The sequence below is a fragment of the Massilia polaris genome, from assembly GCF_012927275.1.
In the GTDB taxonomy this organism is placed as follows: Bacteria; Pseudomonadota; Gammaproteobacteria; order Burkholderiales; family Burkholderiaceae_D; genus Telluria_A; species Telluria_A polaris.
In genome coordinates this window covers 1-22,661 of sequence record NZ_JABBGG010000008.1, presented here as the reverse complement: position 1 = coordinate 22,661, position 22,661 = coordinate 1, and the positions used below count along the sequence as shown (strand labels likewise).

22 protein-coding genes are annotated in these 22,661 nt (G+C 61.7%); 13 read left to right on the top strand and 9 right to left on the bottom strand.

Annotated elements, in window-relative coordinates; translation table 11 throughout:
* Window positions 1–15: 15 nt before the first annotated feature.
* Window positions 16–1,269 carry an RNA-guided endonuclease InsQ/TnpB family protein gene (locus HHL21_RS14725; protein WP_169467175.1) on the top strand — a complete coding sequence of 418 codons (1,254 nt, stop codon included), beginning with the start codon at window positions 16–18 and terminating at the stop codon, window positions 1,267–1,269.
* A gap of 24 nt (window positions 1,270–1,293) precedes the next feature.
* On the opposite strand, the gene HHL21_RS14720 is transcribed toward HHL21_RS14725, so the two are convergent.
* The 4 genes from HHL21_RS14720 to HHL21_RS14705 all read right to left on the bottom strand — a co-directional run bounded on the left by HHL21_RS14720 (window position 1,294) and on the right by HHL21_RS14705 (window position 4,609).
* A complete protein-coding gene (locus HHL21_RS14720) occupies window positions 1,294–2,406 on the bottom strand; it encodes a glycosyltransferase family 9 protein (protein ID WP_169467173.1) in 1,113 nt (370 codons plus the stop codon).
* Window positions 2,403–2,747 (bottom strand): HAD hydrolase-like protein, encoded by a 345-nt coding sequence (locus HHL21_RS22045; RefSeq protein ID WP_169467170.1) that lies wholly within the window; start codon window positions 2,745–2,747, stop codon window positions 2,403–2,405. Before HHL21_RS22045 ends, HHL21_RS14720 begins: the two co-directional genes overlap by 4 nt.
* Window positions 2,748–2,887: 140 nt before the next feature.
* Window positions 2,888–3,889 (bottom strand): glycosyltransferase family 2 protein, encoded by a 1,002-nt coding sequence (locus HHL21_RS14710; RefSeq protein WP_169467168.1) that lies wholly within the window; start codon window positions 3,887–3,889, stop codon window positions 2,888–2,890.
* Between the two features lie 336 nt (window positions 3,890–4,225).
* Window positions 4,226–4,609 carry a hypothetical protein gene (locus HHL21_RS14705; protein ID WP_169467165.1) on the bottom strand — a complete coding sequence of 128 codons (384 nt, stop codon included), beginning with the start codon at window positions 4,607–4,609 and terminating at the stop codon, window positions 4,226–4,228.
* Window positions 4,610–4,979: 370 nt separating this feature from the next.
* Here HHL21_RS14705 and HHL21_RS14700 point away from each other — a divergent pair, with 370 nt between their 5' ends.
* The 5 genes from HHL21_RS14700 (at window position 4,980) to HHL21_RS14680 (ending at window position 8,827) form a co-directional block, all read left to right on the top strand.
* Window positions 4,980–5,363, top strand: coding sequence for a KGG domain-containing protein (locus tag HHL21_RS14700; protein ID WP_169467163.1), 384 nt, complete (start codon window positions 4,980–4,982; stop codon window positions 5,361–5,363).
* Between the two features lie 147 nt (window positions 5,364–5,510).
* The gene (locus HHL21_RS14695) at window positions 5,511–5,915 is read left to right on the top strand and encodes a hypothetical protein (protein WP_370659734.1); all 405 of its coding nucleotides are present in this window, start codon (window positions 5,511–5,513) and stop codon (window positions 5,913–5,915) included.
* 96 nt (window positions 5,916–6,011) lie between these two features.
* Window positions 6,012–7,133 (top strand): M14 family metallopeptidase, encoded by a 1,122-nt coding sequence (locus tag HHL21_RS14690; RefSeq protein WP_169467161.1) that lies wholly within the window; start codon window positions 6,012–6,014, stop codon window positions 7,131–7,133.
* Between the two features lie 2 nt (window positions 7,134–7,135).
* On the top strand, window positions 7,136–7,600 hold the full coding sequence (locus tag HHL21_RS14685; protein ID WP_169467159.1) for a CYTH domain-containing protein: 465 nt from the start codon (window positions 7,136–7,138) through the stop codon (window positions 7,598–7,600).
* 78 nt (window positions 7,601–7,678) lie between these two features.
* Entirely contained in the window at window positions 7,679–8,827 is a 1,149-nt protein-coding gene (locus tag HHL21_RS14680; protein ID WP_169467157.1) for a serine hydrolase domain-containing protein, read from the top strand.
* A gap of 224 nt (window positions 8,828–9,051) precedes the next feature.
* Here the strand turns inward: HHL21_RS14680 and HHL21_RS14675 are convergent, their stop codons facing one another.
* From HHL21_RS14675 to HHL21_RS14655, 5 genes are all read right to left on the bottom strand, one after another.
* On the bottom strand, window positions 9,052–10,314 hold the full coding sequence (locus HHL21_RS14675) for a DUF2863 family protein (RefSeq protein ID WP_169467155.1): 1,263 nt from the start codon (window positions 10,312–10,314) through the stop codon (window positions 9,052–9,054).
* A gap of 290 nt (window positions 10,315–10,604) precedes the next feature.
* The gene (acnA, locus tag HHL21_RS14670) at window positions 10,605–13,313 is read right to left on the bottom strand and encodes an aconitate hydratase AcnA (protein WP_169467153.1); all 2,709 of its coding nucleotides are present in this window, start codon (window positions 13,311–13,313) and stop codon (window positions 10,605–10,607) included.
* A 72-nt stretch (window positions 13,314–13,385) separates the two neighbouring features.
* Window positions 13,386–13,886, bottom strand: coding sequence for a hypothetical protein (locus HHL21_RS14665; protein ID WP_169467151.1), 501 nt, complete (start codon window positions 13,884–13,886; stop codon window positions 13,386–13,388).
* Window positions 13,886–14,899, bottom strand: coding sequence for an HpcH/HpaI aldolase/citrate lyase family protein (locus HHL21_RS14660; protein ID WP_169467148.1), 1,014 nt, complete (start codon window positions 14,897–14,899; stop codon window positions 13,886–13,888). The genes HHL21_RS14665 and HHL21_RS14660 overlap by 1 nt, the downstream gene beginning before the upstream one ends.
* Before the next feature lie 143 nt (window positions 14,900–15,042).
* The gene (locus tag HHL21_RS14655; protein ID WP_169467146.1) at window positions 15,043–16,035 is read right to left on the bottom strand and encodes a malate dehydrogenase; all 993 of its coding nucleotides are present in this window, start codon (window positions 16,033–16,035) and stop codon (window positions 15,043–15,045) included.
* A 269-nt stretch (window positions 16,036–16,304) separates the two neighbouring features.
* Here HHL21_RS14655 and HHL21_RS14650 point away from each other — a divergent pair, with 269 nt between their 5' ends.
* From HHL21_RS14650 to HHL21_RS14620, 7 genes are all read left to right on the top strand, one after another.
* The gene (locus HHL21_RS14650; RefSeq protein ID WP_169467144.1) at window positions 16,305–17,099 is read left to right on the top strand and encodes a GntR family transcriptional regulator; all 795 of its coding nucleotides are present in this window, start codon (window positions 16,305–16,307) and stop codon (window positions 17,097–17,099) included.
* 193 nt (window positions 17,100–17,292) lie between these two features.
* Window positions 17,293–17,715 (top strand): succinate dehydrogenase, cytochrome b556 subunit, encoded by a 423-nt coding sequence (gene sdhC, locus HHL21_RS14645; RefSeq protein WP_169467142.1) that lies wholly within the window; start codon window positions 17,293–17,295, stop codon window positions 17,713–17,715.
* On the top strand, window positions 17,715–18,080 hold the full coding sequence (gene sdhD / locus HHL21_RS14640) for a succinate dehydrogenase, hydrophobic membrane anchor protein (protein WP_169467139.1): 366 nt from the start codon (window positions 17,715–17,717) through the stop codon (window positions 18,078–18,080). The genes sdhC and sdhD overlap by 1 nt, the downstream gene beginning before the upstream one ends.
* A 2-nt stretch (window positions 18,081–18,082) precedes the next feature.
* Window positions 18,083–19,861, top strand: a complete 1,779-nt coding sequence (gene sdhA / locus HHL21_RS14635) for a succinate dehydrogenase flavoprotein subunit (RefSeq protein WP_169467137.1) — start codon at window positions 18,083–18,085, stop codon at window positions 19,859–19,861.
* Window positions 19,862–19,871: 10 nt separating this feature from the next.
* Window positions 19,872–20,582 (top strand): succinate dehydrogenase iron-sulfur subunit, encoded by a 711-nt coding sequence (locus tag HHL21_RS14630; protein ID WP_169467134.1) that lies wholly within the window; start codon window positions 19,872–19,874, stop codon window positions 20,580–20,582.
* Window positions 20,583–20,760: 178 nt separating this feature from the next.
* Window positions 20,761–21,042 (top strand): FAD assembly factor SdhE, encoded by a 282-nt coding sequence (locus tag HHL21_RS14625; RefSeq protein ID WP_169467132.1) that lies wholly within the window; start codon window positions 20,761–20,763, stop codon window positions 21,040–21,042.
* 68 nt (window positions 21,043–21,110) lie between these two features.
* The gene (locus tag HHL21_RS14620; protein WP_169467130.1) at window positions 21,111–22,415 is read left to right on the top strand and encodes a citrate synthase; all 1,305 of its coding nucleotides are present in this window, start codon (window positions 21,111–21,113) and stop codon (window positions 22,413–22,415) included.
* Window positions 22,416–22,661 lie beyond the last annotated feature (246 nt).

Genomic DNA, 22,661 nt, shown 5'->3' with positions numbered 1-22,661 from the left:
AACTATAATCTAGGCATGCAACGTCTACAAGCCTTCAAATACGAACTGATGCCAGATGGCGAGCAGGCGCGCGATATGCGCCGATTCGCCGGGTCGTGCCGTTTTGTCTACAACAAGGCGCTGGCGATGCAAAAGGAGAATCACGCGGCGGGCAACAAGTTCATCGGGTTCGCTGGCCTATGCAAAGCGCTCACCGGCTGGCGCAATGGCATCGACACACCGTGGCTCAAAGATGCGCCGTGTCATCCGCTGCAACAAGCGCTAAAAGACTTGGAGAGGGCATACAAGAATTTCTTCGAGAAACGCGCCGACTTTCCGAACTTCAAGCGCAAAGGCGGCGGCGACAGGTTCCGCTACCCGGACCCGAAACAGATCAAGCTCGACCGGTTCAACGCCCGCATCTTCCTGCCCAAACTCGGCTGGCTGCGCTACCGTCACAGCCGCGACGTGCTGGGCGAAGTCCGCAACGTCACCGTCAGCCAGTGCGGCGGCAAGTGGTTTGCGTCGATCCAGACGCAACGAGAGGTCGAACAGCCCTTGCCCACGGCGACGACGGCCATCGGTATCGATGTTGGCATTGCCCGGTTCGCCACCATGAGCGATGCGAGCTTCATCGCGCCGGTCAACAGCTTCAGGAAACACCAGCAGCGCTTGGCCCGCTACCAGCGGCGCATGAGCCGCAAGGTCAAGTTCAGCAACAACTGGAAGAAGGCAAAGGCCCGCGTCCAGAAGATTCACACCAGCATCGCCAACGCCCGCAAAGACTTCCTGCACAAGACCACAACGACGATCAGGCTGGCCGCCCGCGCAAACCACGCGCTCGTATGCATTGAGGATTTGCAGGTACGGAACATGTCCAGGTCTTCCAAAGGCACGGTCGAACAACCGGGCAAGAAGGTGAGCCAGAAAAGCGGCCTGAACCGCGCCATCCTCGATCAGGGCTGGGGCGAATTCAGGCGGCAGCTTGGCTACAAGGTGGCGTGGAACGGCGGTATTCTGCTGGCCGTGCCGCCGCCCCACACAAGCCAGGCGTGCCCGCGCTGCGGCCACGTATCGAAAGACAATCGGCAAACTCAGGCGACATTTCTGTGCGTCGATTGTGGCTATGAAAATCACGCTGACGTGGTCGGTGCGATCAATGTTTTAGCGCGAGGACATCGCGTTTTAGCCTGTGGAGAGTCGGTGCAGTTAGGCCGCTCGGTGAACCAGGAACCCGCCGAAGCGACCCGCAGATCATCGCGCGGCGCCGTAGGAATCCCCGTCCTTTAGGGCGGGGAGGATGTCAAAATCAGGCTATCCCGCCGGGCGATTCAACATCGCTTGCAATGTCATCCGCGCGCTTCGCGCGAGCAGGCCGCACGCTGCATCGACTACGCGTTCTGGCGTAATGCCTTTCAAGCAGTCGTTGTGGCCGTGCGGGCAAACACTTTTCTGGCAGAACCGACACGGCACGTCGTGGAACAGCACGCGGCATTCGACCTGCCACGGCGTGTGCTGCGGATTGGTCAGCGCGTACAAGACTACAAGCGGTGTGCCAACCGCCGCGGCCATGTGCGCAGGGCCGGTGTTGTTTGAGATAACGAGGCTTGCCAGCTTGATGGCCGCTCCCAGTTCACCAAGATCGAGCAGCCCTGCAAGGGAGACGGCGTGGCTGCCGCCAGCCTCAACGATTTGCTCAATGAGAGGCTGTTCGGCTGCGTCGCCGGTGAGCACCATCGGCAGGCCGGTGCGCGCCGCGAGGTCCTCGAGCACGCGCGCCCACTGGCCCGGCGGATAGCGCCGGGACGGGGCGCTCGCGCCGGGATGGAGAAGGACCCATTGTCTTGTGGCGTTGATTCCCCGCGCCGCAAGGCGACCGGCAACCGCCTCGATGTCGTTATCCCGCACTGCAAATGACAGCCCCGCACTTGACGCCGTGCAGCCAACCGAAGCGGCCAGGTCGAGTTGGCGCCGAACCTCGTGCTTGACCAGCGTGTCGGGCTCAGGGTCGGGCAGCCAGTCCGACAGCAGATGGTAAGGATTCTCGCGGCAATGTGCCAGCCGTAGGGGGATGCCAGCGAGGTAGCACATCAGCGCAGCGGGGAGCGCACTCTGGCTGTAAGAGGTGAAGATCGCGGCCGCATCGAAGCTGCGTGCAGCCAGGGTGGCGATGAACGCCATATCCACCGCTGGCAGGTGCCGTGCGCTGCTTTTCATCCATGGCGCCGGGTACACAAGTACGGCGTCGAGTTCGGGTATGAACGGGGCAGCTGCGGCACCACCCGGTGAACTGAGCAGGGTGACGCAGCGGCCAGGGCGCGACTGTTTGAGCGCCCGTATCGCGGGCGTGCACATCAGCACATCGCCTAGCGAGTCGAGCCGTACGCAGAGTACGCTGCGCGCGTCGTCCCAGCTGGCGCTGGTCATCGCGGCACCTTGCCTTCTTCGGCAATCAGAACGGCAGCCGCGTACACGTCCGGAGCCATCCGGGTCGGAATACGCCGCGGGCCAAGCTGCGATTCGGCTTCGTTGACATTGTCGATCAACAGTGTGCGGCAGCCGGCGCGATTGCCGGCTTCCACGTCGTCGAGGATGTCGCCGACTATCCACGACGAGCGCAGGTCAATGCCGGGTTCGTACACCGTCTGTCCGCCGCAGTCAATGCAGCCCCGGGACGCAAGCGGCGCGACATGCTCGGCGATGATCGCGCTTTGCCTGGTGCACCGGCCCGGCGAGCGCACAGCCATATATGTTTGTTCGAGTGGCATGCGGTCTCCTCGGGTTAGATAGGGCGCGGGCCAGGGCCGGGCGTCGTGACGCCGGTTACCTGACGCAAGGCGGGGTTCCAGTCCGCGGCAGAGCGATCTATGCCGAAGCGCGCGCGCGGCGTTGCGCGTTGGTGGCAGCCTCACGCAAACCGGACGCGAAATCGGATGGCGCCCGCCAGGCGCCAGAACACTGCCGTCGGCGGGATCAGGGCGGATGTGACGATTACTTCGGCGACGTGGGACAGCGAGCGCGAGGCGCCGCGCAATCGCTTGCGGCACAGCAGCGCCGTCATGACGACCCATACGGTCGCGCCGGTCGACGCGATCGCTGTGCTGCCTGCTCCAACGCCAAAGAGGCCAATGGCGAGCGCGGCGACGGTGGCGTAGTGCTCCCACGCGGGTGTCGCGCGGATTTTCTGCCGGTAGAGCTGCGGGTGGGTTTTATAGAGGAGGGCGTCGAACGCAAGGCTTTTTAGTTGCCATACGCTGGCGCCCCATGCAACCGGGCGCACCGGCTGGACCACCAGCGCGTGCTCGGCCCGGGCAATTGCCGCGCGTATCTTGAGCAACCGGAAGTGGAAGTCGTCTGGCCAGCCGGCATGGAAGCGCTCGTCGAAGCCTCCCATTTTTTCGAGCACCGATTTGCGGCAGAAGCAATTGGCAGTGGCGAATTCGGCGTGTTCGAACGTGCGTGCTTCGCGCCGGTAATCGGTAAGCGCCCCGGTGCGCGGCGTATCGACACGCCCGGATACGACGTCCACGTTGTCAGTGAACGCATCCATGCCGTGTTTGAGCCAGCTGGGGGAGGGCACCGTATCGTCTTCAGTGAACGCGACGATGGGCGCGCGCGCGTTGCGCCAGCCGAGGTTACGCACGGCAGCCGGACCGTGCGAGGCAGTGTTGGGCATGTACCTCAGGTCCGGCCCGCGCTCGCCTGCACTGGCGCGCCACACGGCGACCAGCTGGCGGGTGTTGTGGCCCGGGTTGTCGTCCATTACGATGACCTCGAAGCGACGACCGTCCAGGGTCTGGCGCATGAGCGCGTCAAGGCAGCGGTCCAGCAGGTCGACCCGGCCGCAGGTGGGCAGCACCACCGATACTGCAGGGACTGGCTGTTCGGGCATGTTTTGCGCTGGTTGCATTGTTGTACCCTCTACGACGTTTCCCGCGATGATGTGAGTGGTTCGATTCAAGGACAAGCGCTCCAGTTCCTGCTGAATCGCGCGCACTGAATCTGAATCAAGCGCTGGCGGTGCTTCGGCGAAGATCAGGATCGGCGGCGACTTCAGGATTGCCCGGGCCGCCAGCGCAGACTCAGCATGGGTTCCCGCTTTCGCGCGAACGACATGGTGGCGGTGGAAGCGCATTGCACACTTAAGGGTGGTACCGCAAATAAAAAGCGCCAGCGCTGACAAGTCAGCACTGGCGCCGGAGAAGCCGGATCTGCGGAAAGACAGGCTTCCCGCAATAACTACATTTTAATCAGCCGTCATATCGCTGCGGCGACCGACATTGCTTTGCTGGGACTGGCGGCCGTGTTGCTCGTTTTCAGCCGACTGGCGGTTTACCGTGTTCGACAGGCCAGTGTCTTCGTCCATCTTTTCGTCAGCAGCCATGTGGCCGCTGTGCGGGCTCGCGCCCTGCGTGTTGCCGGTCTGCGAACCGGTGCGATCCGTGCTTGGCATGCCACCTTGTTGCTTGGAACCTTGCTGCTGGTTACCTTGCTGCTGTTGCGACTGGCGGTTCCCCGGATTTCCGGCCTGATCGGCGCCGGTTGGCTGGGCTTTGCCTTCACGGCCCCACGACGAGTCTTCCTGGTTCACTTGAGGACGGTCCTTCTGCTTGCGTTCGTTCGAATTCATATCGATTCCTTTGGATGTGTTTGGTTAGCAATTTAGTGACCGCATTTGGCGGGGGCGGTGGCTAACCGTCCAGTCCGCCGCGGCCTTGCCAGGGTTCCCATGATGCACATCGAAATTGCACGGCTGTATCGGCACACGGAGCGCATGAGTGTAGGACTCGGCGCTAGTACTTTTACATCAGGAATCTTTCCTTTAATTTCTGCAACTTCTATCTCATCTAGTCCTACAAACTCTGTCACCCCACTCCTATACCTGCTTGGGGAAACGGTGCATATGATGAAGTGCTCGATTACTCATCGGCGTACCGCCGGCGGTCGGAGCAATGGCCCTACGCATCGGCGGGGGTTTTCCCAGTTCAAGGAGATTCACCATGGCTACAAACAATCAGGGCAATAAGCAATCGGGCAGCGGCACCAGTAACCGCGGATTCGCTTCGATGGATCCGCAGCGCCAGCGTGAAATCGCCAGCGAAGGCGGTAAGGCGGCACACCTGAAGGGCACCGCGCATGAGTTCACCTCCGAGGAAGCACGCCGCGCCGGCAGCATGAGCCACGGCAACCGGCAGTCCGCAAACGCCAGCTCGGGCAGCAAGCAAGGCGGCAACAAGCAGGGCGGCCAGCAACCGGAAATCAACCCGGCCGACAGCAAGCAAAGCGCCAAGCAAGGCAGCAAGCAGTCCGCCGCCAAGTCTGGCAGCAAGCAAAGTGGCAGCCAGAGCGGCAGCCGCAGCGGCAGCAAGCCCGGCAACCGCTAAGCCGAAGCAAACGGAATTAACCTTGGGGAGCGCGAGCTCCCCATTTTGTTTGTGCGCCCGGCAGGGCGCACTCACCCATTTCACCAAAAAGCCGGGAGGATGCGGTAGAATCGTCGCGCCTTTTTCATACCCACAAGGAACGATTTCGTGAAAACTCCGGTCATCCGTGAAGTAAAAAGCCTCAACATGTCGTGCGATCGGATCGGCAACCTGTTGCTGGTCAAGTTTCTCCCGCAAGGCGGGAACGAAACCTGCATCCTGATGCCTGCATCGATCGTGTTCTGGCTCCTCAAGCACCTTCCGGTGAACCAGGACCCGCAGCTGGCGCCGCCGGCCGTGCTGCCGCGCATCGAGCAATACGACTGGGATAATCGGGATACGCCGCGTGCGTTTACCGTCCAATGCAAACAGTTCGACCAGGCAATTCGCATGCAGTTCGCGCTCGACCGTGGTCCTGACCTGATGGTCCTGCTGAACCGCTCCAACGTCGAGCTGATGCGCCAGATGCTGGTCGCATACAGCAAGGACCTGATCGACCTCGACGCCGAGTAATCGGTCGTTCTCCGCGGACTGACTCCGCGGAGAGCACATCATGGCAGGGCTGGGTTATCATTCTGTTCTTTTGACGCTCAACAAAAGGACGCAGCCATGCCCATCAAAATCAGCCAGCATTTCGACTCCGGCGCCATCGAGGTGGTGCAGGCGGACAGCGCAAGCCAGATCGACCTGAACCTGCGCAGCGACTCGCACGCGGACATCCACCAGTGGTTCCACTTCCGCCTGCAGGGCGCGCGCAGCCAGCCGTGCACGATCCGCTTCCTGAATGCCGGCCAGGCGACCTACGCCAAGGGCTTCGAAGACTACAAGGTCTGCGCCAGCTACGACACCGAAAACTGGTTCCGCGTCCCGACCGCCTTCGACGGCCAGGTCATGACCGTCACCCACACCCCCGAACTGGACAGCGTCTATTACGCCTACTTCGAACCGTATTCGTGGGAGCGCCACCTGCGCCTGCTGGGCGAAGTCGCCGAGAACCCAATCGCGCGCGTGCACGACATCGGTACCACCATCGACGGCCGCGACATGAACCTGGTCGTCATCGGCAACCCGGCTGCGGAAAAGAAGATCTGGGTGATCGCACGGCAGCACCCGGGCGAAACGATGGCCGAATGGTTCGTCGAAGGCATGATGGACGCGCTGCTCGACAACGCCAATCCGGTCTCGCGCAAGCTGCTGCAGCGCGCCGTGTTCTACATCGTCCCGAACATGAACCCGGACGGCTCGGCGCGCGGCAATCTGCGCACCAATGCGGCTGGCGCGAACCTGAACCGCGAGTGGATGACGCCGACGCTGGAGCGTAGCCCTGAAGTGCTGTGCGTGAAAGACAAAATCCACGAAACCGGCGTCGACATGTTTTTCGACATCCACGGCGACGAAGCGCTGCCGTACAACTTCGTGGCGGGTAACGAGATGCTGGCCGACTTCACGCCGGAACGCATGGAGCGCCAGAAGGCCTTCATCGACCAGTACATGGCCGCCAGCCCGGACTTCCAGAACGTCTACGGCTATGCCGCATCGAAGTACAACGAAGAACTGCTGACACTCGCATCGAAGTACATCGGCCACACCTTCAAGTGCCTGTCGCTGACGCTGGAGATGCCGTTCAAGGACAACGCCGACCTGCCTGACGCTTACACCGGCTGGAACGGCGCGCGCAGCTCCGAGCTGGGCGCGGCGATCCTGCAGCCGATCCTGAAGTCGCTGGACTGACCGTGGGCGTCGAAATCGAACGCAAGTTCCTGCTTGCGGGCGACGAGTGGCGCAGCCTCGGCGATCCCGTGCTGCTGCGCCAGGGTTACCTGTCGTCGCAGCCGGACCGCGTGGTACGCGTGCGCATTGAAGGCGAACGCGCGACCATGACGATCAAAGGTCGCAGCAGTGGGGCGAAGCGCGGCGAGTGGGAGTACGAGATTCCGCTGCTTGATGCGAACGAGTTGCTCGACCAGTTGTGCGAAAAGCCGATTATCGAAAAGTACCGTCGGCGCATTCCGTTCGCGGGGCTGACCTGGGAGGTCGACGAATTCCTCGGCGCGAACCAGGGCTTGATGTTCGCGGAAGTGGAGCTTGAATCCGAAGAGCAACAGTTCGACAAGCCATCGTGGATCGGTAAAGAAGTCACCGACGACGCCCGCTACTACAACTCCAGCCTGATCCGCCTGCCGTTCTCGCAGTGGTAAGCAGTCACCCCGTCGTGCCCGCCACTGGCGGACCCGACTTCCCGCGAAGGCGGGAACCCATACCATTTAAGGCCACACATGACTCCATCCCGCCGTTCCGCGTTGCATCTGTGCGTTGCGCTCATCGCGTCAACCGCCGTCAGCGCCTTCGCGCAGTCCATTGCTTACTTCCCACCGGCTGGCACATGGGCCAAGAAGTCTCCCGCAGAACTGGGCATGGATCCGGCCAAGCTGGCGGAGGCCGTCAGCTATGCGCAGCAGCACGAGACTGAGCGGCCGCTCGACTTGTCCGACCAGGAGAGCGTGTTTGGATCGCTGTTAGGCTCAATGCCGACGCGGCGCGCGAAGACCAACGGCGTGGTGATCTACAAAGGTTATGTGGTTGCGGAATTTGGCGATACTGCGGCGGTTGACCCCACGTATTCGGTTGCGAAGAGCATGCTGGCTACCGTAGCTGGCGTGGCCCTGCGCGACGGGCATATCGCCGCGCTTGACCAGCCGGTTGCGGCAACCGTCAAGGACGGCGGCTACGCGTCGCCGCACAATGCAGCAGTGACGTGGAAAATGCACCTGCAGCAGGCGTCCGAGTGGCACGGCGAGATGTGGGGAAAGAAGGACGATTTCATCGGCGCCGCGCAGTTCGGCAAGGGCGAGCGCAAGCCACGCGAGCTTAAGCAGCCTGGCGCGTTCTACGAGTACAACGACGTGCGCATCAACCGCTTTGCGTTGTCGCTGCTGCGTGTGATGGACAAGAGCGTGCCTGATGCATTCCAGCAGGAGGTCATGGACCCGATCGGCGCATCGTCATCGTGGAAGTGGGTGCCTTATGCGAACAGCTATGTGGAGCAGGGCGGCAAGCGCATGCCATCAGTCAGCGGCGGCACCCGCTGGGGCGGCGGCATGTGGATCAATTCGTGGGACATGGCGCGCTTCGGCTACCTGTGGCTGCGCGGCGGGCAGTGGGGCGGCAAGCAGCTGCTGCAGCCGTCGTACGTGAAGGCGGCGCTGGCGCCAAGCGAACACGGGCCCGATTATGGCTACCTGTGGTGGCTGAATACAAAGGGGAAGAATCTGCCGGGGCTGCCGTCGAATGCTTTCGCGGCGCTGGGGGCGGGCAGTAATACGATTACGGTGTCGCCGGATCACGACCTTGTAGTCGTGTGGCGCTGGCACTCAGGAAACTCTGCGGAGCTCGCGAAGCGGGTTATTTCGGCTATCAATTTGTGATCGCAATCGCTGAGAGTACGTGCCCGATTCGAAATGCCGGACTTATATTGGTTGGCAGCGCGCGGAAAACCTAGCATTCACATTCATGCTTCACACAAGGATGATCCAATCTCTATTCTTCCCAAGTTTAAAATTCGGATTGATAGAAATGTCTGAACTAAGCCTTAACGAACCCGAGACTTCGTGCGCTTAAAAAAGAAGGCCCGGTAACCCGGGCCTTCGTCTTAGTGAAAGTGTTCGCCGCCTTGAGGAGCGTCTTCCGGCATCTCCGCATGCACCAGCTCTCCGGTCGGGTCCGCAAACAGCGGCGCCCCGCAATCGTCGCAGTACTCCACCACGAACCGGTCATTGTGGCGCTTGATGTGCGTGATGCCGCAGTCGTTCAGGTGCGCCACGATCTCGTCGATCGGACGGACGATCTCGCCGGTAGCGAGTGCCGAATGCGTCAGCCCTTCCAGCGGCGTACCTTCTTCATCCTCTTGCCCGTACAGCGGCCACACGATGCCGTAGATGACGTCAGCTTCCTGGCGCATTGTGAACGACACGCGGTATTCGTCGATCTGGCCGTCGGTCGTCTCTTCGCCAAACGCCGCAATCACGGCGCGCAGGTCGGATGGCTCAACACCCAGGGTATTGGTCAGGTAGTGAACCGCGGCGCGGATCGACACCGGGCGAATCAGCTTGTCGGCTTCGCGGCACGCCACGTAATACGCTTCCGGCAGCAGCATCTCGATGCCGCAGCCGGGCAGCAGGCGTGCGATGCTTGGCGTCGCCTGCGTGCGCCATTGTTCGAGCGCGGCTTCGCGTTCGGCGGTGAAGTTGTTCAGGTGCTGCGCTTCCTGCCAGCGGAACAGCGGGGCGCCGAGCCGGGCGACAACGGCCACCAGCAGGTAGCGCGTATCGGCCAGAAACGGCGCGGTGTCGGCTGGACGGGTCAGCGGCTTGACGCTGGTGCCCTTGTGCGCGGCCTGCGCCAGCTTGTGCGTCATCGCGTACGTTTCGGCGTGCGTGCGCGGCAGTTGGTCGATCGCGAACAGGGTAGGGGCCATCGACATTTGCGTGCCTTCGGCCAGCAGGTGCGCGGCGAAGTGGGCCGACAGTACCGTCAGCAGCTCGCCGGGAATGCTGCCCGATGCGATCGCGAAGCGGGTCCATGCGAGCACCGGCGCGGCAACGAGCAGCGCCTGGTAGGTGGTCTCGACGCCGTCGATCACGTCGGTCATCGTCGACGATTCGCTGACGGCTTCAACGCATTCCATCAGTACGTCGTAGGCGTTCAGGTCGTCCTTGAACAGCACGTTCAGGGTCGAATCGACGGTGTCCTGGTGGCCGGTCTTGAGCAGCTTCTGGAGCTGGGCGTCGAGCTGATGTTCAAACGCGCGTTCTTCCATGCGGCTGCCGGCCTGGACGATTGATTGGGAAATGCTGACCAGTCGCTGGCTTTCGGCCGACAGTTTGTTCGATGGATCTTTGGATGGTCGACGCATAACGCTAAGAGTCTCTTAAGTGAAGTGAACGGTTGGCTTGTCCTGTGAACAATGATAAACCCTTATCCCCGTATTGTAGTTGATTCGGGGTGGGGGGATGAACACTGCGCAAGTTTGGTGCGGATTTGCCGTCAGCGGTAGCCCTTGGGTAGCTGGCCGACGTCACGAACGATGGCCCAGGCACAGCCAGCATGGCCTCCCGCGTTCGCGGGGACGACGTTGACGGTGTTAACGGCGGCGCAAATAAAAAACGCCGGACGAATCCGGCGTTTTTGGCTATTCCTTGCGATTTACTGGGCCAGCAGCTGGCGCAGGACGAATGGCAGGATGCCGCCGTGCTTGTAGTAGTCGACTTCGATCGGGGTGTCGATACGCAGCAGGACAGTGACTTCCTGCTTGTTGCCGTTGGCGCGGTGGATCACGAGGGTAGCCAGTTGCTGCGGCTTGATCTCGCCTTCCAGGCCCTTCAGGTCGAAGGTTTCTTCGCCGGTGATGCCGAGCGTCTGGACGCTGTCGTCGCCGATGAACTGCAGCGGCAGGACGCCCATGCCGACCAGGTTCGAGCGGTGAATACGCTCGAACGAGCGGGTGATCACTGCCTTCACGCCCAGCAGCTGGGTGCCTTTCGCTGCCCAGTCGCGCGACGAGCCGGTGCCGTACTCTTCGCCGCCGAAGACCATCGTCGGCACGCCGTCAGCGACGTACTTCATCGCTGCGTCGTAGATCGACATCTGTTCGCCGGTCGGCTGGTGGATCGTGATGCCGCCTTCGACCGCGGAGCCGTCCTTCTTGGCAGGGATCATGCGGTTCTTGATTCGCACGTTGGCGAAGGTGCCGCGCATCATGATCTCGTGGTTGCCGCGGCGCGAGCCGTACGAGTTGAAGTCGGCCTTCAGCACGCCGTGCGCCTTGAGCCACTGGCCCGCAGGGCCGCTTTCCTGGATCGAACCAGCTGGCGAGATGTGGTCGGTGGTGATCGAGTCGCCGAACACGCCCAGTGCACGCGCGCCGGAAATGCCGGTCGCAGCTGCCTTCGGGGTCATCGTGAAGTCCTGGAAGAACGGTGGTTCCGCGATGTAGGTCGATTCAGGCCAGTTGTAGACCTGGCCCTTGACCGTCGAAACCTTTTCCCACAGCTTGCCCGGCGCGCTCTTGACTTGCGCGTAGTTGGCCTTGAAGACGTCCGAGTTCATCGCGAACTTCATCAGCGCGGCGATCTCTTTCGAGGTCGGCCAGATGTCGCCCAGGTAGACGTCCTTGCCGCCGGTGCCCTTGCCAACTGGCTCGGTCATCAGGTCGCGCGTCATGTTGCCGGCGATGGCGTAGGCGACGACCAGCGGTGGCGAGGCCAGGAAGTTCGAGCGGATGTTCGGGTGAATACGCGCTTCGAAGTTGCGGTTGCCCGACAATACAGCCGAGGCGACGATGTCGTTTTCGGTGATGGTGGCGTTCAGTTCCGGGGTCAGGTCGCCGGCGTTGCCGATGCAGGTGGTGCAGCCGTAAGCGGTGACGCCGAAGCCGAGCTTTTCCAGGTATGGCAGCAGGCCGGCGGCGGTCAGGTACTCGGTGACCACGCGCGAGCCAGGAGCCAGCGAGGTCTTGATGTGGGGATCGACCGTCAGGCCGGCTTCGACAGCCTTCTTGGCCAGCAGGCCAGCAGCCAGCAGCACGCTCGGGTTCGAGGTGTTGGTGCACGAGGTGATCGCCGCGATCAGCACGTCGCCGTTCTTGACGTTGACGCCGTTGGTGGTCTGGTATTGCGTGGTCAGCTCACCCGGGTTCTTGTTGAAGCCGTTTTCGGTGGTCGGCTTCGAGAACAGTTCAATGAAGTTGTTCTTGACGTTGCCGATTTCGATACGGTCTTGCGGACGCTTTGGACCAGCCAGCGATGGGGTGACAGTCGACAGGTCGAGCGATACCACGCGGGTGTAGTCGATTTCGCCTTCGCGCGGCACGCCATACAGGCCCTGCGCCTTGAAGTAGTTCTGGAACGCGGTGATTTCGTCCTGGGTGCGGCCGGTGCCTTCGAAGTATTCGATGGTGGCGTCGTCAACCGGGAAGAAGCCCATGGTCGCGCCGTATTCAGGCGCCATGTTGGCGATGGTGGCGCGGTCGGTCAGCGACAGCGTCTCGGTGCCGGCGCCGAAGAATTCGACGAACTTGCCGACGACTTTTTCACGGCGCAGCATTTCGGTGATGGTCAGTACCAGGTCGGTCGCGGTGCAGCCTTCGCGCAGCGCGCCGGTCAGGTTGACGCCGATGACGTCAGGGGTCAGGAAGTAGACCGGCTGGCCCAGCATGCCCGCTTCCGCTTCGATGCCGCCCACGCCCCAGCCGACCACGCCGATACCGTTGATCATGGTGGTGTGCGAGTCGGTGCCGACCAGCGTGTCAGGGTAGTAGGTGTCGCCGGCCTTGTGCACGCCGCGCGCCAGGTACTCGAGGTTGACCTGGTGGACGATGCCGAAGCCCGGAGGCACGACGCCGAAGGTGTCGAACGCCTGCATGCCCCATTTCATGAACTGGTAGCGCTCGTTGTTGCGCGAGAATTCCAGCTTCATGTTCAGGTCAAGCGCGCCCGGCTCGCGGTAGTGGTCGATGGTGACCGAGTGGTCGACCACCAGGTCCACCGGCACCAGCGGCTCGATGTTCTTTGGGTTCATGCCCATCTTGCTGGCGACGTTGCGCATCGCGGCCAGGTCGGCCAGCAGCGGAACGCCGGTGAAGTCCTGCAGCACAACGCGCGCCACCACGAACGGAATTTCGTCCGTGCGGTCTGCGGCCGGTGCCCAGTTCGCCAATTGCTTGACGTGTTCTTCGGTCACTTTCTTGCCGTCGCAGTTGCGCAGCACGGACTCGAGAACGATGCGGATCGACACCGGCAGGCGCGAAATATTCACGCCCAGGTTTTTCTCCAGTGCCGGCAGCGAGTAGAACTTACCTTTCTGGCCTGCCGACAGTTTGAAATCCTTGAGCGTGTTCAGTGTGTTGCGGGACATGTCCTCTCCTTCAGTGGGATATTGTTATTACTTGATTACTTGATCGGTGCAACGGCTTTACTGCAATCTGCTTCAGCTTTTCGCGGCTTTTTCAGCGTCGACCTGCTGTTCCTTCTTGGTCTGCTCTTCGTTCTTGCATTCGTTGGCCAACTGGCGGTTCAGCTTCGAGTCAAGCAGCATGCCCTTCGACGGGATGCCGATCCATACCAGACCGTAGCGCACGTTCTCGAAGCGCAATGCGCCGGTGGTGGTGCCGACGCGATCGAGGCGGTGCAGGCGCTTCTTCCAGCGCAGCGCGATGTGGGCCGCGTCGTTGTCGTTATGATAAATCGTGACCTTGTTATTCAGTTCACAAGCATATTCGGTGGTGGTGCTGTCGGTGACGTCCGGTTCCGGTTCATCCGCCAGTACGTCGATCGCCAGCGGGTGCTTTTCCTTGGTCTTTTTGGCCGATTTTGCCTTGGCCTTGACCGGTTTTTTGTCGGTTTCGGCGGCAGTGGCAGGGGCGCACAGGGCGGCGCTTGCGAGGGCCAGGCCGCAGGCAACGAGCATTTCACGAATGAGTTTTGGCATCAGGTAGGTTCCGTATGAGGGTCTTGGCCGAGAAGGGCGGTGGCTGCGTCGGGCAGCCCGAGGCCAGCGAGGCGGGCGCGCTGGAGAACTGTCCAATAGTATCGGTAGCTGGCTCGGTCATGCAAGCGCCCGTGTTGCGCAATTGGTCCCCAATTCGCGTTGATCGCTTCGGTCAGGATGTTGGTCGCTTCGTTTACCTCGGACAGGCGGGGCGTGAATGCCTTGATGATCGGCTTGATCTGGTCAGGGTGGATGCTCCACATGCGCGTGTACCCGAATTCGGCGGCGGCGCGCTGGGCGTCGTTGGCCACCACGGCGGTGTCGCGGATTTCGGTGGTCACATTATGCGACGGTACCTTGCCGTGCGCATGACATGCAGCAACCATCTCCAGCTTGGCGCGTACCACCAGCGGGTGCGTGAACTGGCCCGGCGTGCGCATCGCGGCGCCGGGAATGGCGCCGTAATGGGCCGAAACGAAGTCCATGATCCCGAACGACAGGCATTCGACCTGGGGCAGGGCAGCGATGCTGTAGGCGTCGCGCAGGGCGCCGTGGGTTTCGATCAGCACGTGCACTGGCAGGGCGCTCGGTCCGGCGCTCCGGCGGCCCGCCTTGGCGGCGTGCTGGTTGATCAGGTCGATGGCGCGCATGACGTCGGCCGTGCTGTCGACCTTCGGCAGCACCACATAGGCCAGGCGCGCGGCGGCGCCGCCGACGATAACGGCGATGTCGGCTTCAAAGAATGGGCTGGCGACGTCGTGCACGCGCACGCCGATGCGGTTGTGGCGGTTGCCTTCATCGTTCAGCAGGCGGACGACCAGCTGGGCGTGCGCAGGCTCGTCGCCGGCGGCAGCGCCGTCTTCGCAGTCGAACGTGATGTCGAACAGGGGGCCAAGCTCTTGTTGCAGGGCCATCGACTTGAGCATCAGCTTCTCGGTGCCGCAATAATGGTCGCAGGCTGGGAGCAGCAGGGGCTGGCGCTTACCCTGGAATAAAACCTCGGATGGATGCATATGATTTCTTCTGTTACGTTGCCGTCGTTCCCGCCATTGGCGGGAACGACCTCCCGCGAAAGCGGGAGCCCATGCTGAGTTGAATATGCCGGCTCAGTATGGATTCCCGCTTGCGCGGGAACGACGATGCGGGTGCAGCGGGCTTAAGCCTTCAGCAGGTGTGCAACGCCTTCGCGCTCTTCGGTCAGTTCCTTGAGCGTGAGGTTGATGCGCTCTTGCGAGAACTCGTCGATGGCCAGGCCTTGTACGATCTTGTATTCGCCGTTTTCAACGATGACAGGGAAGCCGAACATGGTGTCCTGCGGGATGCCGTACGAACCGTCCGACGGGATACCCATCGTGGTCCACTTGCCGTTGGTGCCAACGTGCCAGTCGTGCATGTGGTCGATCGCCGCGTTGGCTGCCGACGCTGCCGACGACAGGCCGCGCGCTTCGATGATCGCTGCGCCGCGCTTGCCGACGGTAGGCAGGAAGGTGTCGCGGTTCCATGCGTCGTCGTTGATCATGTCCTTGACCGATGCGCCGTCGATGGTGGCGAAACGGTAATCGGCGTACATCGTTGGCGAGTGGTTGCCCCACACTGCCAGCTTTTCGATCGACGAAACCGGCTTGCCGGTTTTGGCAGCGACTTGCGACAGCGCGCGGTTGTGGTCCAGGCGCAGCATGGCGGTGAAGTTCTTGGCCGGCAGCGAAGGCGCCGATTTCATGGCGATATAGGCGTTGGTGTTGGCTGGGTTGCCGACCACCAGTACCTTGACGTTGCGCGAAGCGACGGCGTCGAGCGCCTTGCCCTGCACGGTGAAGATCTGGGCGTTCGCTTCCAGCAGGTCCTTGCGCTCCATGCCCGGGCCGCGCGGACGCGCGCCAACCAGCAGGGCGAAGTCTGCATCCTTGAAGGCGGTCATCGGGTCCGAGTGGGCGGTCATGCCAGCCAGCAGCGGGAATGCGCAGTCGTCGATTTCCATCATGACGCCCTTGAGCGCTTTCTGTGCTTTTTCGTCAGCGATTTCCAGCAGTTGCAGGATGACCGGCTGGTCTTTGCCCAGCATGTCGCCGTTGGCGATGCGGAACAGCAGGGAATAGCCGATCTGGCCGGCCGCGCCGGTGACGGCAACGCGCATTGGGGTCTTAGTCATGGTGAATCTCCAAAGTGAGAAAGAAAACGGTCGAAGCTGAGGATACGCCGGTTCAGCAAAAGTGCAATGATACCAAAAGCGCGCATCTTCAACTTGGGCAGGCGCCGGGCGTCTCGATGTACTTCAACGCGCGCGGATGCCGGAAGCGATCGCGAGTGTAGGCGGGTAGGGTAGTTCTGTCAATTCATATCTTATGTCTTATATAAGACAGAAAACTACGGCTCCGTTGTGCTGGACGGGCATGCCCATTTGTGGTGAAATCGCGGTCTATGAACCCAGTCTCGTCGAATTCGAACAACAATGGCGCGCCGCCTGGTGCAGGCGGCGCCGGCAATGGAACGGGCGGTTCACCCACGTTCAGTCCGCTGTACCAGCAAATCAAGGCCCTGATCACCCAAAGCCTGCAATCGGGCGAGTGGAAGCCGGGCGAACTGATCCCCAGCGAAGTCGAGCTGGCCGGCCGCTTCAAGGTCAGCCAGGGCACGGTGCGCAAGGCGATCGACGAGCTGGCGGCCGAGAACCTGGTCATGCGGCGCCAGGGCAAGGGCACCTTCGTGTCCACCCACCACGAGGCGCGCGCGCACTTCCGCTTCCTGCGGCTGGCGCCCGACGAGGGCGTGCCCCATCATCCCGACAACAAGATCATCGAGGTCAAGCGCATGCGCGCGCCGGCCGAAGTGGCGCGCCTGCTCGATTTGAAGAGCGGCGACGCGGTGGTCTACATCAAGCGGGTGCAATCGTTCGAGGGCGAGCCGACCATTCTGGAAGAACTCTGGCTGCCGGGCTTGCTGTTCAAGGGCCTGACTGCCGAACGCCTGGTCGAGTACAAGGGTCCAATGTATGGCTTGTTCGAGTCGGAATTCGGCACTCGCATGATCCGCGCGACCGAAAAAATCCGTGCCGTGCCGGCGGACCCGACCGCGGCGGAATTCCTGCAGGTAGCCGAGGGAACGCCGCTGCTGTGCGCCGAACGGGTCTCGTTCACTTATGGAGACAAGGCGGTGGAGCTGCGCCGTGGGCTGTACCTGACCACGCACCACCACTATCAAAACGAGTTGTCGTAACCACAGGCAAAGCGGGCAGCTCCTGCAGACCCTATGCGTTGCGGTTAAAATACGTTGTTATACAGAAATTAGCAGGCGATACCTGCGTTCTCGTTGCTTTTACCGCATCTTGAAAATTAGATATTGGTCCGGTCAATGAAATCGGCGAAAATTGCGAGTTAATTATTCAGTTTGTTTTAAGGGGAGGTCTTGTATGTCCGAAGCCGTGAAAGAAGTTCCAAGAAAAGAGCGGCCGCATTTCAGTAACATCCATGTTACCGATTTGATGAATTACCGCATGACGCCATCGGCGTACGTGTCGATCCTGCACCGCGTCAGCGGCGCAATCATGTTCCTGCTGCTGCCTTTCGTCCTGTATCTGCTGCAGCTGTCGATCAGCTCCGAAATGACCTTCGCGCGTTTCGCCGGCATCCTCGAGCATCCCCTCGCCAAACTCGTCCTGCTGGGCCTGATCTGGGGCTATATGCACCACTTCTGCGCAGGCGTGCGCCACCTGTTCATGGACATGCACATCGGTATCGAGAAGGATTCGTCGCGCCAGTCCGCCGTCATTGTGCTGGTCGTCAGCCTGCTGTTGACCGCGCTGGCAGGTCTTAAATTGTTTGGAGTATTTTGATGGCAAAGAATAACGTCGGACCAAAGCGCCTCGTCGTCGGCGCCGGCTACGGCTGGAAAGACTGGATGGCGCAACGCGTAACCGCGATCGTCATGGCGGTCTACACGGTCATCCTGCTGGTCACTTTCCTGACCGGCCAGAACTTCACCTATGAAGGCTGGGCTGGCCTGTTCGCCCAGCAGTGGTTCAAGCTGTTCTCGCTGGTGACCTTCGCCGCGCTGTTCTACCACGCGTGGGTTGGCATGCGCGACATCTGGATGGACTACGTCAAGCCGGTCGGCATCCGCCTGGCACTGCAAATCGGCACCATCCTGTGGCTGGTTGCCTGCGCGGCCTGGACCGTTCAAATTCTCTGGAGTGTGTAATCGTGGCAGCAATTAAAACTGCAATCCCTACCCGTCGCTTCGACGCGGTTATCGTTGGCGCCGGCGGTTCCGGCATGCGCGCATCGCTGCAGCTGGCTGAAGCCGGCCTGAACGTGGCCGTGCTGTCGAAAGTCTTCCCGACCCGCTCGCACACCGTGGCGGCGCAGGGCGGCATCGGCGCCTCCCTCGGCAACATGAGCGAGGACGACTGGTACTGGCACATGTTCGACACCGTCAAGGGCGGCGACTACCTGGGCGACCAGGATGCGATCGAATTCATGTGCCGCGAAGCGCCAAAAGTAGTCTACGAGCTGGAACACTTCGGCATGCCGTTCGACCGTAACCCGGACGGCACCATTTACCAGCGTCCGTTCGGCGGCCACACCGCCAACTTCGGCGAGAAGCCAGTCCAGCGCGCCTGCGCGGCGGCTGACCGTACCGGCCACGCGCTGCTGCACACCCTGTACCAGCGCAACGTGCGCGCCCGCACCCACTTCTTCGTCGAGTGGATGGCGATCGACATCATCCGCGACGCCGAGGGCGACGTGGTTGGCGTGGTTGCGCTTGAAATGGAAACCGGCGAGTGCATGATCCTGGAAGCGAAGACCACTATCTTCGCAACCGGCGGCGCAGGCCGCATCTTCGCAGCATCGACCAACGCCTTCATCAACACCGGCGACGGCATGGGCATGGCGGCACGCGCCGGCCTGCCGCTGCAGGACATGGAGTTCTGGCAGTTCCACCCGACCGGCGTGGCCGGCGCGGGCGTCCTGATCACCGAAGGCGTGCGCGGCGAGGGCGGTATCCTCATCAACAGCAACGGCGAACGCTTCATGGAGCGCTATGCGCCAACCCTGAAAGACCTGGCCCCGCGCGACTTCGTGTCGCGCTCGATGGACCAGGAAATCAAGGAAGGCCGCGGCTGCGGTCCGAACAAGGACCACGTGCTGCTGGACCTGCGCCACATCGGCGCCGACACCATCGCCAAGCGCCTGCCGTCGATCCTCGAGATCGGCCACAAGTTCGCCAACGTCGACGCGACCAAGGAACCGATCCCTGTCGTGCCGACGATTCACTATCAGATGGGCGGCATCCCGACCAACATCCACGGCCAGGTGGTAGCACCTGCCGCGGACGGCTCGCAGAAGATCGTCAACGGCCTGTACGCGATCGGCGAATGCGCCTGCGTATCGGTGCACGGCGCCAACCGCCTGGGCACCAACTCGCTGCTCGACCTGCTGGTGTTCGGCCGCGCGGCCGGCAACCACGTGGTGGCGCAGAACCTGAAGGCGCGCTCCAACAAGGCGCTGCCGAAGGACGCCTCTGAATTCGCGATGGGCCGCCTGAACCGCCTCGAAACCTCGACCGGCTCGGAAAAAGTGCAGGGCGTCGCCAACGACATCCGCTCCACGATGCAGAAGTACTGCGGCGTGTTCCGTACCGACGAGCTGCTGACCCAGGGCCTGAAAGAGATCCTGGTGCTGGACGAGCGCCGCAAGCACGTCTCGTTCAAGGACAAGTCGAAGGTGTTCAACACCGCGCGCGTCGAAGCGCTCGAACTGGACAACCTGATCGAAACCGCCAAGGCCACCATCACCTCGGCCCAGGCCCGCAAGGAATCGCGCGGCGCGCACGCGCACAGCGACTACCAGCAGCGCGACGACGAAGTCTGGATGAAGCACACCCTGTGGTACTCGGAAGGCAACCGCCTCGATTACAAGGCCGTGGTCACCAAGCCGCTGACGGTCGACACCTTCAAGCCAAAAGCACGTACTTTCTAAGGCATCAAACATGACACGCACAGTACAACTCAAGATCTACCGTTACGATCCGGACAAGGATACCAAGCCGTATATGCAGGACGTCACGGTGGAACTGCAAGACACCGACAAGATGCTGCTCGACGCGCTCCAGCGCATCAAGTCGGACGTCGACGACACGCTCAGCCTGCGCCGCTCGTGCCGCGAAGGCGTCTGCGGTTCGGACGCGATGAACATCAACGGCAAGAACGGCCTGGCCTGCACCACCAACCTGAACGAGCTTACCCAGCCGATCGTGCTGCGTCCGCTGCCTGGCCTGCCGGTCATCCGCGACCTGATCGTCGACATGACCCAGTTCTTCAAGCAGTACGATTCGATCAAGCCGTTCCTGATCAACGATTCGATCCCGCCGGAAAAAGAACGCCTGCAGACCCCGACCGAGCGCGAAGAGCTCGACGGCCTGTACGAGTGCATCCTGTGCGCCTGCTGCTCGACCTCGTGCCCGTCGTTCTGGTGGAATCCGGACAAGTTCGTCGGCCCGGCCGGCCTGCTGCAAGCCTACCGCTTCATCGCCGACAGCCGCGACGAAGCCACCGGCGACCGCCTGGACAACCTGGAAGACCCGTACCGCCTGTTCCGCTGCCACTCGATCATGAATTGCGTCGACGTTTGCCCTAAGGGGCTGAACCCGAACAAGGCAATCGGCAAGATCAAGGAACTGATGGTGCGCCGCGCCGTTTAAGTTGGCATCGAAACGTCGTTCCCGCGAACGCCTCGGCGGCCGCGCGGTAACCCATACTGAGCTGATTTGGACGCGAAGTATGGGCTCCCGTTTTCACGGGAGCGACGTTCGTAGCCCGACAATACAGTAGTAGTACCGTACTGCCGAATCCTGGCGGGCGGAGTATAGTGTTGACCCAATGACAGACTCTAGTGTGACAACGCATCAATCCGATCCCGCCAACCGTGCCCGCCTGCGCTGGCGCAGCCGTCGCGGCTTGCTCGAGAACGACCTGGTGCTGACCCGCTTCCTCGACGCCAATGAGGAAACGCTGAGCGACGAGGACGTCGATGCGCTGACGCGGCTGCTGGACCTGGCGGACAATCCGCTGATGGACCTGCTGCTGGCGCGGACCGAACCTGAAGGCGAGCTCGACGTTCCGCAAGTGCGCGCGCTGCTGCTGCGCCTGCGCCAGGCATAGAGCGGCTGCACCCGAAACAGTTTCGTTATATTTTATTTTGTAGACTCACCTCCCAAGAAGGAAGTGCCATGAACATCTCTGATAACAAAGCCACCCTGTCGTTCTCCGATGGCAGCCCAGCCATCGACATGCCGATCTACAAAGGTACGGTAGGCCCGGACGTCATCGACATCCGCAAGCTGTACGGCCAGACCGGCAAGTTCACCTACGACCCTGGCTTCATGTCGACCGCAGCCTGCAACTCGTCGATCACCTACATCGACGGCGACAAGGGCGAGCTGCTGTACCGCGGCTACCCGATCGAACAACTGGCGGTCAACTGCGACTTCCTCGAAACCTGCTACCTGCTGCTGAACGGCGACCTGCCGAACGCGGCCCAGAACCAGAAGTTCTCGGACACCGTCACCAAGCACACGATGGTGCACGAGCAGATGCAATTCTTCTTCCGCGGCTTCCGCCGCGACGCGCACCCGATGTCGGTGCTGGTCGGCACCGTCGGCGCGCTGGCCTCGTTCTACCACGACTCGCTCGACATCAACGACCCGCATCACCGCGAAGTATCGGCAATCCGCCTGATCGCCAAGATGCCGACCCTGGTCGCGATGGCCTACAAATACTCGATCGGCCAGCCGTTCGTGTACCCACGCAACGACCTGTCGTACAGCGCCAACTTCATGCGCATGATGTTCGGCAATCCGTGCGAAGAATACGTCGTCAACGACGTGCTGGTACGCGCGCTTGACCGCATCCTGATCCTGCACGCAGACCACGAGCAGAACGCGTCGACCTCGACCGTCCGCCTGGCCGGCTCGTCGGGCGCCAACCCGTTCGCCTGTATCGCAGCCGGTATCGCCTGCCTGTGGGGCCCTGCCCACGGCGGCGCGAACGAAGCGGCTTTGACCATGCTGAAAGAAATCGGCACCGTCGAGAACATCCCTGCGTTCATCGAAAAGGTGAAGGACAAGAACTCCGGCGTCAAGCTGATGGGCTTCGGTCACCGCGTCTACAAGAACTTCGATCCGCGCGCCAAGCTGATGCGCGAAACCTGCCACGAAGTGCTGCAAGAGCTGGGCCTGCAAGACGACCCGCTGTTCAAGCTGGCGATGGCGCTCGAAAAGATCGCGCTGGAAGACGAATACTTCGTATCGCGCAAGCTGTACCCGAACGTCGATTTCTATTCGGGCATCGTGCAATCGGCGCTGGGCATTCCGGTATCGCTGTTCACCGGCATCTTCGCGATGGCCCGCACGATCGGCTGGATCGCCCAGTGGAACGAAATGATCGCCGACCCGGAACAGAAGATCGGCCGTCCGCGCCAGCTGTTTATCGGTTCGCCGGCACGCGACGTGCCTGCAATGGACAAGCGCAAGTAATCAATTGCGTGACCAAAAAAAGCGAGCTTCGGCTCTAATGCCGTTCAGTTAAGACTGAACGGCATTTTTATTTTGCTGTTGTAAACGCCGGGCATCGCTGTTAACCTTCGTCGCGATGTTCGACGATACCCTTCACTTCCTGGCCAACCATCTCGAGTCTCCGGACTGGAAGAGGCTGGGCGAGCATTTGCCATACGAGTGGATCGAGCAAGCGATCCTGAGTACGGATGCAGCCAGTATTCGGCA